At 60.1% G+C, this 12,057-nt stretch carries 12 protein-coding genes; all 12 read right to left on the bottom strand.

Annotation, left to right across the window (positions count from 1 at the left end):
- Positions 1-2: 2 nt before the first annotated feature.
- Positions 3-836 carry an ABC transporter permease gene (locus tag UP06_RS36935; protein WP_050032593.1) on the bottom strand — a complete coding sequence of 278 codons (834 nt, stop codon included), beginning with the start codon at positions 834-836 and terminating at the stop codon, positions 3-5.
- Complete coding sequence (locus UP06_RS36940; RefSeq protein ID WP_045013427.1) at positions 833-1,636, bottom strand: ABC transporter ATP-binding protein; 804 nt, start codon at positions 1,634-1,636, stop codon at positions 833-835. The genes UP06_RS36935 and UP06_RS36940 overlap by 4 nt, the downstream gene beginning before the upstream one ends.
- Positions 1,637-1,927: 291 nt before the next feature.
- The gene (locus UP06_RS36945; RefSeq protein ID WP_045008843.1) at positions 1,928-2,602 is read right to left on the bottom strand and encodes a DUF1028 domain-containing protein; all 675 of its coding nucleotides are present in this window, start codon (positions 2,600-2,602) and stop codon (positions 1,928-1,930) included.
- 123 nt (positions 2,603-2,725) lie between these two features.
- Entirely contained in the window at positions 2,726-4,384 is a 1,659-nt protein-coding gene (locus tag UP06_RS36950) for a thiamine pyrophosphate-dependent enzyme (RefSeq protein WP_245305637.1), read from the bottom strand.
- A gap of 4 nt (positions 4,385-4,388) precedes the next feature.
- On the bottom strand, positions 4,389-5,399 hold the full coding sequence (locus tag UP06_RS36955; protein WP_045008555.1) for an ornithine cyclodeaminase family protein: 1,011 nt from the start codon (positions 5,397-5,399) through the stop codon (positions 4,389-4,391).
- 12 nt (positions 5,400-5,411) lie between these two features.
- Entirely contained in the window at positions 5,412-6,437 is a 1,026-nt protein-coding gene (locus UP06_RS36960) for an ABC transporter substrate-binding protein (RefSeq protein WP_197087465.1), read from the bottom strand.
- Positions 6,438-6,453: 16 nt separating this feature from the next.
- Positions 6,454-6,870, bottom strand: coding sequence for a RidA family protein (locus UP06_RS36965; protein ID WP_045008557.1), 417 nt, complete (start codon positions 6,868-6,870; stop codon positions 6,454-6,456).
- 20 nt (positions 6,871-6,890) lie between these two features.
- Positions 6,891-8,207: a flavin-containing monooxygenase gene (locus tag UP06_RS36970; RefSeq protein WP_045008558.1), complete on the bottom strand. Its 1,317-nt coding sequence runs from the start codon at positions 8,205-8,207 to the stop codon at positions 6,891-6,893.
- Positions 8,208-8,668: 461 nt separating this feature from the next.
- Positions 8,669-9,481: a phosphate/phosphite/phosphonate ABC transporter substrate-binding protein gene (locus UP06_RS36975; RefSeq protein WP_050032599.1), complete on the bottom strand. Its 813-nt coding sequence runs from the start codon at positions 9,479-9,481 to the stop codon at positions 8,669-8,671.
- Between the two features lie 13 nt (positions 9,482-9,494).
- Positions 9,495-10,310: an ABC transporter ATP-binding protein gene (locus tag UP06_RS36980; protein ID WP_050032601.1), complete on the bottom strand. Its 816-nt coding sequence runs from the start codon at positions 10,308-10,310 to the stop codon at positions 9,495-9,497.
- Positions 10,304-11,215: an ABC transporter ATP-binding protein gene (locus tag UP06_RS40460; RefSeq protein WP_245305638.1), complete on the bottom strand. Its 912-nt coding sequence runs from the start codon at positions 11,213-11,215 to the stop codon at positions 10,304-10,306. Before UP06_RS40460 ends, UP06_RS36980 begins: the two co-directional genes overlap by 7 nt.
- The gene (locus tag UP06_RS36995; protein ID WP_045008561.1) at positions 11,215-12,057 is read right to left on the bottom strand and encodes an ABC transporter permease; all 843 of its coding nucleotides are present in this window, start codon (positions 12,055-12,057) and stop codon (positions 11,215-11,217) included. The genes UP06_RS40460 and UP06_RS36995 overlap by 1 nt, the downstream gene beginning before the upstream one ends.

Raw genomic sequence — 12,057 nt, forward strand, 5'->3', positions numbered from 1 at the left:
GCCTAGTTTGGCTCGGAGGCAATCCTCTGGGAGGTTGGCTGCCATTTCAGGAGCTTGCGCTCGAGGCGATTGGCCAACGCATTCATCCCCATCACGAACGCCAAGAGGATAAAAATGCCTGCGAATACACCGGCCGGATCGTAAGTCGAAGACGCATAATTGATAAACAGACCGAGCCCTGCGGTTGACGAGGTAAACTCCCCCACGATCACGCCGATGACAGCATAGGGTATGGCCATACGCATCCCCAGCAACAGAAACGGCGCGGCAGCGGGTAAATATATCTGTCGACCCAGCTGACGTTCATTTGCCCCCAAAACCAGGGCCAAATTAACGACATCCCGGTCGACCGATCGGACGCCGGCGAAAACATTATAGAAGACGAGAAAGAACACCATTGTGCCGGCCAGCATCACCTTCGACCAAATGCCGATACCGAACCAAATGACGAACAAGGGCGCCAAGGCGATTTTCGGTATTCCGTAGAATGCCATCACGTAGGGCTCGAAGATTGAGGCCGCGCGCGGAGAACGCCCAAGCGCATATCCGAGCAACAGCCCGAGCAGAACGCCGATCACATAGGATAGAACCAATTCCTCCCCTGTCACGCGGAGGCTTGGCCAGATTTCACCGGTGTAGAATAGGTCGATAAGACGCCATGCGATTTCCGTCGGCTTGCTGACATACGTCTCGCGTATCAATCGTCCGGACGCAAATTGCCAAAAGCAGAGCAACGTGACGCCCGGGGCTGCCAACAAAAGCGCCCGACATACGGGCGCCCAGATTCGTTTCGGCGATGGCGCGCGGAGTGAAGTCAGTGTCATCTGGTCGCTCATGCCGCACGCCTAATGTTGAGTTCGCTTCGAAATACGGACCACACCCGATCGTACGCTTCGGCAAAGCCTGGCGTCGCGTAAGGTTCGAACATGTCGCGAGGTCGTGGCAAATCGATGGGAATTTCGGCGATGACACGCGCGGGCCTGCGACTTAGCACGACAACGCTGTCCGACAACAATACCGCCTCGGTGATGTCATGCGTGACGAAGAGCACGCTTGCACCTTCGGTAGCCAGCATCGTCTGCAAATCATGCTGCATGACCATGCGGGTCTGCGCGTCCAACGCACCGAACGGCTCATCCATCAAGATCGTATCCGGCTTGTAGACCAGCATGCGTGCGATGGATGCACGCTTCTGCATACCGCCCGACAATTGATACGGGTAGTGCGATTCAAAGCCGGCGAGGTCGACGCGCTTAATAGCCTCCATGGCCTTCGCGCGGCGCTCGGCTAGAGTCATGCCACGCAGCAACAACGGAAATTCGATGTTCTCGATCATCGTCTTCCACGGCAACAACTGCGCCTGTTGTGGCACGAAGCCGATGGTACGATTCACGCTGGTGACCTCTCGATCATGGTGGAAGACCATGCCGACCGACGGCTTGAGAAGCCCTGCGGCCATTTGGATGAGAGTGCTCTTCCCACAACCGCTCGGCCCGATAACGCTGACGAACTTGCCCCGCTTCACTTCGAAGCCGACATCGCTGATGACCACGTTTGGTGCATCTCCGATTGGACTTGCGAAGCTCTGTTGAATCGCACTGAATCGGAGAACGCTTGCGCTTGCTGCTTCGGTCATTTTTCTCGTAATCCATTCTTCAGACGTCGCACGGGTCACATGCAGATTGGCAATCGGGAAGACGTCCCCCTTCTCGACTTACTACCGGGTACACGAAGCTGGTCTCGTCCGAACCTGCTCCATTCAAGACTCGTCAGGGGCCTTTGCGCTGGCCGCCTCCCCGCAGGTTCTGAGTTTATCTCCGACTTCCGGAGCGACGTGACGGAATATTGGGCACGGACGACGCAGAACGACAGCAGAGCAACTCGCCCAGGCTGAGAGATACGGCAAACGAATCCCGTCCGAACGACTTCACAAATCGCCCGGAACTCCAAACTTTGGCGCCGCCGAAGGTTTAAGGGCCCGGGTTACATAGTCATCCATCTGCGGCCTCCAGGCCTTCCATAGCTCCGACAGTCGGGTGATCGGCTCATCATGCAGGTCGACCCGGATATCTGCGATCGGCCAGGGAACGCGGTCAACAATAATCATGCCCGCCGAAAGCATTGGGCCGGCCTCGCCGCCAGCTGCCAGGCCAGCTTGCATGGCAGTGACCAGCCGATCGCCGAGTTCAGCATCGGCGGTCTCGTTGAATGCCGACATCATGCGCTTCGGCACTTCGGCGTTCGCAAGGAGGTTGCCGAGCGCAATCACATTCTGACCGTGGGCACTTGCGAAAATGCCGAGACTATGGAGTCCGGAATAGCATGCGGTCCGCCCGGAATGATCGAGAATCCCAAGTTGGCGGAATTCGATGTGTTCCGTGTTTGCACGAATCCCGGCAAGGATCGTATCAGCGTCCAGCCCGAGCTCCATCAAGGCAAGAGCGCGTGGCCCCAAGCGCGGATCGGTGATATTTTGGGTGGCGCAAACGCCGGCTCCGGCGCGGGCATAGGCGCATCGCGCCGCCACGCTCATACTGGACGACGCGATCGCGATTCCAAGCTGCCCCGTCTGATTACAGCGTCCACTTATTGAGATCGTCATACCGAGCTCCGAGCCCAACATCGCCCCACGATCATGCGATTATCGCTTGCCGATCAGCGAAGAAAATTACGATTTCCGTATGATGCGCTTCGCAAATCCAAATCCGGCGGACCACAATTTGTGTCACGAGCGCCCGCGAACCCGCGGCAATTGAAGGAACGGCCAAGGCTCCGGCATTTGACGGCATGGCACTTCGATCAGGGAGGGACGACGAGCCTCGATGGCTCTTGCCAGGGCACTCCTCAAGGCCTGCGGCCCTTCAGCGCGCATGGCGTCGATGCCAAAGCTATCCGCCATCCGCACGAAATCCGGGTTGGTCAGGTCTGTTGCGATGACGCGCTGTCCGTAGAGCTCACGCTGCATACGCTGGACGTTCCCGAATGCGCCGTCGTTGAAAAGCACCGTCACGAGAGGAATGTTGTGATGGGCCGCTGTAGCAAGCTCCTGCACGTTGAACATGAAGCCGCCGTCGCCGGTGATCGACACGACCGGGGTATCCGGTAATGCGTGTTGCGCGCCGAGCGCTGTTGGAAATCCCCAGCCCAGGGTTCCCGCATGCCCGGAGGAGAGATAGGTCCTCGGCAACCGCGTTTCATAACCGATGCGCGAGACGTAGCCGACCTGTGTCGATTCGTCGACGAGGATGCCATCGTCGGGGAGCACATCTCGGATCGCGCGCAAATAGTCCAACTGCGGACGCAGCACATTGAGCTTACCCGCGATCTCCTCCTTCAAGGCACGGCTCGATGCGACCCGACTATCACGATCCCCGACCGGCTCTCGTATCTGGTCATTGAGCCGCTGCAGGACATCGTGAGCCTCGCCACACAAGGCGATTTCGGGCTGGCGGCCGCATGACATCTCCAGTCGGTCGACATCCACCTTGATGACCCGCAGCTCTTCGTCGGATCCCCACTGCGTCAGCGGCAAATGCATCCTTGTTCCGATTGCAAGGACGACGTCGCAGCCCTTCCAGAGGGCGTGACCGGCGGTGAGATTAAGACTGAGCGGATGCCTATCGTCCAGCACGCCCTTCCCCATGCGATGAGCCACTACGGGCGCACCGAGCTTTTCCGCAAGTTGCCTCAACGGCAGACCAGCCTCCTGGGCCCCGCCCCCGACAAAGATCAAGGGGCGCTCGGCACGGGACAACAGGGAGGCCGCTCTCGCGAGAGCGTCGTCCTCGGGAGCCGGCGCAACGTCCGGCTCGCGCACGAATGCGGCCTTGATTTCGGCTCTCCGGGACAAAACGTCCATGGGCACTTCGATAGCTACGGGACGAGGACGGCCCGACCGTAACGCTGCAAAGGCCTCCGCAAAGTCGGCCGGCACATCCCCAGGCGCCGTTGTCCGCTTGGCCCACTTCGTCAGCCGTTCGAGGATGCCCAATTGGTCGGGCAATTCGTGCAGATAGCCAAGTCCCTTGCCGATTGCATGGCTTGGAATCTGACCCGATAGGCAGAGGACCTTCGCGCCGGCGCTGTAAGCCGTCCCGAGCGCGGCTGCGGTATTGAGCACGCCCGGGCCTGGGACCACGGCATAAGCGGCAGGCTTGCCGGTCGCCAGTGCCGCGCCCAGCGCCATGTAGGCGGCGCCCTGCTCATGTCGGGTATGCACCGCCTGGATTTCATTTCGGCGATCGAACAAGGAAACAAACAAGGCGTCGTTCTGGATGCCAGGAAGACAGTAGAGCGAGGTCAACCCGTGCTTGAGCAGCGCGTCGACAACCGCGTCCGCACCGCTCATTTCACGTGTCGTCTGTGGCGCGAGGGCTTCGTTCACCGTCTTACTCATCTGGAAGGTCAAACAGGTTCAAGACGGTGCCGATGTTCTTTGAAGCGGCCGAGTCCAGAATGTGCGCGCCCAGCATGACGTCGCTGATGGCGAAGCCGCGATGCCAGAACACGATGCGACCGTCGGCATCGGCACGCCCGGCCTTCGAACCACACGTCACCTCGCCAATCTCGGCGTATAGCTTGGCGCGCGTGAGTTCGCCGCTCTCGATCATCGGATGCAACTGCCCGCCCTTGCAGCACTGCTCCCAATCATCGACGATCACTTTCGAGGCTGTCTTGACCGTGTCCGGATCGACGGCCATTTTCCAGCCATAGCAAATGAGAAGGCAGTGCGGCGTCAGCCACTCGTCGCGGATCAGTATCTCGGGCTTCTCCAGACGGGTCGCCTCGACGACGATATCGGCGCCGCGACAAGCCTCTTCGGCAGTGGCGACGGCCACGGCCTTGATGCCGCATTCCTGCCGAACGCGTTGCGCCAGGGTCTCGCGCGTTTCGGGCCTCTTGCTGGTGATACGGACTTCGGCGATCTCGAACAATTTGGCGAGGATCGCGATATTCGCGAACGCAGTGCCCCGCGCGCCGACATGGCCGATGATCTTCGCTCCCTTGGGGGCGAGATATTTTGCTCCGATACCCGTGACGGCACCGGTTCGTTCCGTCGTCAAATCTGTCGCGTCCATCAAGGCCCGCGGCACGCCGGTTCTGGGATTGTACAATGTGAGCATGGCGACCTCGGAAGGAAGCCCGTGCTTGTAGTTATCGACGTAGTCCCCGATGACCTTGACGCCTGCCGTATCATTTGGGCCTGCCCAGCCCACCAGAATGTTGAAATGGCCGTTGTACCGGTCATCCAGCTGGATGTGGGCCTTCGGAGGCAGGACAACGTCCCGCCGTCCGTGCGCGGACAGGCCCTGTTCGATCAGCGAGAGCAGGACTTTTATCGGAGGCAGAAGCGAACGCACTTGCTTCCGATCGAGATAGCGGAAATCGACACGAGCCATGGCGGCTACCCCCTATTTGGCATTCTTCGCGAGTTCGACGTATTTGTTGGTCCAGAATGAGCCCGGCGCCGGCGGCGTTCGTCCGGAGTCTTCGACGAATTGGGACAACAGCTTGGCACGCTCTTCGTTGAGCAAACCGTCGTCACGGATTCCGTCAGCGAGCGTCTTGATGCTGACGCGCATCACTGGTTGAGGCAGCTTCGGGAAGAATTTTCCGCCAATCTTGTCGGCACTCCCCTCCAGATCGGAGAGCACCGCATGGTTGGCGGAATTCATCGCCCGTACCGTCGCGACGATCTTCTTCTGTGCGGCTTCGTTCGCGTCAGAGCGGCCAACGAGCACGAGACTCGGCATTCCCTTCCAGCCCGAAATATCGGTATCGGGCTCGATGACAGTTCGGCCGTATCCCGCCGCCTCCGCCAATGGTCCTTCGGGCGGCGACAACATGAATGCATCGATGCGCCCGTTCTCCAGGGCCGCTCCAAGTGCTGCGGCCGAACCGATCTGGACGACCTGGACATCCTTGCGACCGTCAAGGCCGCCGCGCGTCGCCAGCCAGCGAACGGTCCGGTCCTGAGCGCCTCCGACCACGGCGACCCCTATCACGGCGCCCTTGAGGCAAGCGATGCGTTCCTTGATCGGCATGCTCCTGGAAATGCCCGTTCGCTTGATCATCGCTTCGGACACGGTCAAATTGAGCGAGATCTTCGACATCAGCGAATAGATGATCTGGTACGGCTGTCCCTTCGCAACCGCCTCGAGAACTGAATCGCTACCTGTCGCGGCGATGTCGATGTCCCCGCTGTCGAGCGCCGCCAGGCAGGCGGGGTCTCCCCCGTTGATGGCTGCCCAGTTCAGATCAACTTGCTCCGCTGCGAACGTATCGTAGGCACGCGCGGCCCACACCGGGAGAAAGCCCAACGTCGTCGTGGCTTGGCCCATGCGCACGGTCTCCTTGGCCGCGGCGCTGGCTGGCCAGCGTGCGGATGCGGCGAGCGCGAACGTTGCGAGGGCAAATTGTCTGCGATCTATGTTCATGAAGCGCGTCATTCGGTCACTCCGGAATCACGGCGGTAGCATCGATTTCGACCAGCCATTCCGGCCGAGCCAGCGCCTGGACGACCAGGCCAGTCGACACCGGATAAACGTCCTTGATGTATTCGCCCATGGTTCGATACACCGCCTCGCGATGCCGCACGTCTGTCAGATAGACGACGACCTTGACCAGGTGTTCCATCCTGCCGCCGGCTTCCTCGATGAGCTGCCTGATGTTCTGCATGACCTTGTGGGTCTGCTCTACGGGGTCATGGCTCGCGATGTTCGCGGCGTCGTCGAGATTCTGCGGGCACTGCCCGCGCAACCACACGATCTTTCCACCCGAGGTAACGACCGCCTGACAGAGATCATTGTCCAGTTTCTGCTCCGGATAGGTGTCCTTGGTGTTGAACTTCCGGATTCGGTGATGTGCCACTCAGCTCTTCCTTTTGTTCTCTATTCCGCAATCGCCGGGTTTGATGTCCGGGGCGCCGCCGCAGCTTTGCCGCGATCGATCTCCCCGGCCCTCTCGTTATGATAGTCGCGATAGCGCCGCTGCGTGGAAATCCGATCCGCCAGGTACTTCGCGTCGTGCCAGACTCCCCAGATGAACGCTGAGCCTCTGCGCGACTGCCACGGCAACCCCAGGAAAAATATTCCGGGCTCACGCGATATGCCTCGTTGATGCCTCGGCTTGCCTGCCGGGTCGAAGGCGTCGACCTTGAGCCAGGAGTAATCCGACGAATAGCCCGTGGCCCAAATGACTGTATTTACCCCAGCCGCACGGAAATCGAGCTCACGCAGCGGATCGGTCAGACATTCCGGATCCGGTGGGATGATACGGGCCTCGGGCTCTTCGGGAAGTTCGAGGCCGGTGCGTTTGACGTAGTCGTCCGCCTCATCCAGTAGCGAGATGAGCGATTGATCTCCCATCGCGACGTTCTCCCGGAGATCATTGGCGAAAGTCACCTTGCTGTCGCTGTAAGACTTGGTCGAGCCTACGAGCATCATTCCTTCCTCGGCGAGCCGCCTGAAGTCTACGGTGTAACCACCGCGGGCGCCGCTCACGGAAATCGTGACATGCTCCGTGCCACGCGTCTTTGTCTCGATATCCCATTTTCCGAGGACGCCCAGCCACCAGCAAAAATCATACCCGCGGTAGGATCGCGGCGGCCGCTCGTGCGGACCGACCGAAAGATAGACGGCTCTGCCGGCACGGAGAAGCTCGTCGGCGATCTGCCCACCGGATGATCCCGCGCCGACGACCAGCACGCCTCCGTCCGGCAATTGCGCCGGGTTGCGATACTCGTTCGAGTGTATCTGGGTGACGCGCGCGTCCTTGGGTATGACGTCGGGGATCAGGGGAATCTGAAAAGGACCGGTCGCTGCAACAACGTTGTTGGCTTCGAATGTCCCTACAGACGTTTCGACGCGGAAACCCGCGCGGCCCTCAAGGCGGCAAACGGATGTGACGTCCACGCCGCACCGCACCGGGGCGGCAATCATTTCGGCGTAGGAGACAAAATAGTCCGCCACCACTTCCTTGGACGGAAACGAATCTCGATGACCCGGAAATTCCATGCCGGGAAAGCGGTCGTGCCATGCGGGGCCATTTGCGACCAGTGAGTCCCATCGCGCCGTCCGCCACCTTTCGGCGATTCGGTGCCTTTCCAGAACGACGTGAGCGATGCCGGCGGCGCTCAGATGCTCGCTCATGGCCAATCCGGCCTGACCTGCTCCGACGACAACCGTGTCAACTTCTTCTATCGGCATGACCGTTTTCATTCCCGGCTCGTTCGAACGAGGCGCGCATACAACACGGCTACGAAGTCTACTTAGGAGCAAACACGGCGGCGGGAAATTATGATTTCTCGTCGCACTGCTTAGGCCTCTCCTAAACACCCCCGATCAGGTCGTCGGCTACACGGACCATCGATGATCCCGTCGTTAGGGACGGCAGGTTATGGCCGCAGTGACGCGCGCATTGGTGCTCAAACAGCAAGATTTGCGTTTTCGATCTCCCTCGTCTCTTGATATCCCAAGACGGGGTCCCTCCGGGAAGCAGACGGCTCCTGACGATGCTCCCGGGAAAAGAGCACGTCCAAAACGTTCTTCGGAGGTTCATCCTCGGAAAATCCAATCCACAGAACAGTCTGCGGCCGCCTGTAGGCCCTGAACCGGCCGCTCGCGGACTGCCACGATAGCCGCCACCGGGCTCAGGACAGCATCATCCGCTATTTCAGTTCAGCATATCCCCGTTCGGCGGCTTCGCGTTCATAGGTAATGACGCGCGCATATTCCGCCGGATCGGCAGCGGTAATTGTCTTGATGTGGAGACCGTCAAGCACCGGCCGGTATACGGAATCGCTCGCCACGCGGAACAAGGCAGCGCGCAGCTTTTCAATCTGATCGGGTGGCGTCGCAATCGACGTTACGAAAGGAATGGCCGGACTCTCCGGCGTTTCGGCGAGCACGCGGATGGCGCTCACCTTCTCCGGACACAGCTCCTTGAAGAAACCGTAGGTCACGCAATCGATCGAGGCTGCGTCCAGATCGCCCGCTTGGACCTGCCTGATACTCTCGGTATGCGAGCGCGTCGCCACGACCGTTCCGAAGAAGGGCGCCTTGACGCCATGCCGGGCCAACAATAGCCTTGGCAGGTTCATTCCTGAATTCGAATGGATACTGTTGAGCGCGAACGTGGCGCCGCGCAGGTCTTCGATGGTTCGATAGGGGGATTCCTTGCCCACAATGACAAAGGCCCGATGTGTCGACGGACCGCAGCCCGGAAAGTCGTAAGTCGGGACGCCCAGAAAGGCGAATTGACCGCTGTAGATGGTCTGCAAAGGATAGCCACAGGCCTGGGAAAATAAGACCTCCGAGCCAATGGCATCCGGAACGGCGGGACGCGAGAACACAAGATCTGGTGGAATGGAGGCCAGCTTCTGGGCCCGCATTTCTTTCGACAACGCCTCCCAGAAAGCGGCGTTTTTGCCCGCCAACTCGGGAAGATTATACATCGGTAGGCTGGCGGTCAGCTCCAGCATCTGATCTCTCTCGTCAGCTTGGCGCGATCATGGCACGCGAGGCATGCTTTCGGTCGTTAAGGCGAGGGACAGCTTCCAGCAGCTCACGCCCGTAGTCGCTCTGGGGAGCCTTGAGAATCTGCCGCGTAGGCCCCTGTTCGACGACACGACCGAGGCGCATGATGATAACATCCTCGCACATCAGTCTGACAACCTCGATGTCGTGGCTTATGAACAAATAAGCGAGGCGGAATTCGCTCCTCAGACCATGAAGCAGCTTCAGAATGGCCGCCTGAACCGAGACATCGAGGGCGGCGGTCGGCTCATCCAGAATCAGCAAATCCGGGGCAGAGGCAAGCGCGCGCGCAATTCCCACGCGCGCCTTCTGTCCTCCCGATAGCTGATGAGGGTAGCGATTCAGCAGCTCCGGATTAAGTGCAACGCTGGTGGCGAGAGCTTCCACTTTCAGACGGATTTGCCGTTCGTCGGCCAACCCGACGAGCCTTCGAATCGGATCGGCGATAGCTGCGCCCGCAGTCAGATGCGGCGTCAGATTCTCACCCGTATCCTGAAAGACGTGTTGTATCCTCCGTCTCTCTGGACGGCGCACGAACGACGATGGCGACACCGCGCCGATGTCGATTCCCTCGAATGCGATGCTGCCGCCAGTATTGTCGATCAGGCGCGAGATCATCCGCGCCAGCGTGCTCTTTCCCGACCCGCTTTCGCCGACGACGCCGAGACTTCCCCCGCGAGCAATCTCGAAATTGACGTCGTCGACCGCGAGAACGTCGTGCGACCGCCATCCTCGCCCCTTGAACGATTTCGTGAGACGCGAGACTTTCAACATAGCGGGTGCCTGCACGCAACAAAATGCTGCGGAGAACGGGCGATCAAGGATAGAGGCGATGCATCGCAATCCGGTTGGTGACGATCGCATCTGGGCGCAAAGCGACAGGGCAGCAAAGGCCCCGCCAAGTCGGGGAGCAGGCCCGGTACCGTCCGAAGATCGTCGGCGCTCTCGGAATGCTGGGGAACGGATGCAAGCAATTGTTCCGCGTACGGATGCATCGGCGAGTAAGCCAACTGCTCGGCAGGCCCGCACTCGACGAGTTGTCCGGCGTGCATCACGGCGATGCGATCGCAATTCGCGGCAGCGAGCGCCAGATTGTGCGTGACCAGCAAGGTCGCCATCCCACGCCGTTGCGAAAGATCTCCGATGAGAGCCATGATCGCGGCTTCGGTTGTCACGTCGAGCCCGGTGGTCGGTTCATCCGCGATCAGAAGTTCAGGTTCACAGCCAAGAGCGAGCGCGATCCCGACGCGTTGGCACTGACCGCCTGAAAGTTCGAACGGATAATGGTCCGCGCGATTTGGATCGATGCGGACATTTTCGAGGAGCGACAGCACCCGGTCCCTCCCCGCAACATCGCCAAGCTGACGGCGCACGGTCATGATCGGATTCAGGCTCGCCCGGGGATTCTGGAATATCTGGGCGATCGCGGCATGCGTGCTCCGCCGCTCCCTGACCGGCTCGATGACGGCTCCGTGCCACCGGATTTCACCGCTCGCGATTCGGGCGGACCGATCCAGCAAACCCGATATCGCGTAGGACAGAACGGACTTTCCGGAGCCGCTTTCGCCGACGAGGCCGACAATCTCGCCGGGAGCAATACTCAAATCGATCCGATCCAGCGCCTTGACCGTACCGCGGCGCGTGGAAAATTCGATCGACAGGTTCCTGACTTCGAGCACTAGCGTCGTTCCCTGGCATCGAGGACGTCGCGCAAGCCGTCGCCCACGAGGTTGAGCGATAGAACCACCAGAACCAAAGTCATCCCCGGGAAGAGCGCGACCCACCATTCGCCCGTAATGATGAAGCTCGCGCCCTCTGCCACCATGATCCCCCACTCCGGCGTCGGAGGCCTGATCCCGAGACCGATAAAGGACAGAGCGGCAGCGTTGAGCATGGCCCAGCCCATCGTCAACGTCGCTTGAATCATGAGCTGGGGTACGGCCGTGGGAACGAGGTGAACGGCAAGAATTCTGAAAGGGCCGTTCCCGCTCACTCTCGCCGCCTCCACAAAGCCCATCTCGCGGCGTTGCTTCATCTCAGCTCGCATTGTCCGAGCATAAAACGGCACATTCACGATGGCTGTCGCATAGATGATGTTCTCGAGGCTGTTTCCGAGTGCGGCGACGATTCCCATAGCGAGCACGAAGAGCGGGAATGCCATGATCGTGTCTACGATCCACATGGCCAGGCGGTCGACGATTCCACCGAAGAAGCCGGCGAGACTCCCGATCAGGCCCCCGATGATGAGCCCTAACCCCACCGCAGACAGCGCAATGAACAGATCGAGACGTGTGGCGTAGACGATCCTTGTACATATATCCCGGCCCACCTGATCAGTGCCGCAAGGGTGTTCCCAGGTTGGGGGCTTGAGCGCTATCGAAGGATTGGTGGCGAGGGGATCATGAGACGCAACGAACGGACCAAAGATCGCAACGAGACAGATGATCACGATGATCGCCATCGTGGTCGCGGTCAGAGGGTCTCGACGCAAGCCGTCCTGGAGGGTTGCAGCAAACTCCAT

Origin of the sequence: Bradyrhizobium sp. LTSP857, from assembly GCF_000938285.1 — a bacterium.
Classification (GTDB): domain Bacteria; phylum Pseudomonadota; class Alphaproteobacteria; order Rhizobiales; family Xanthobacteraceae; genus Bradyrhizobium.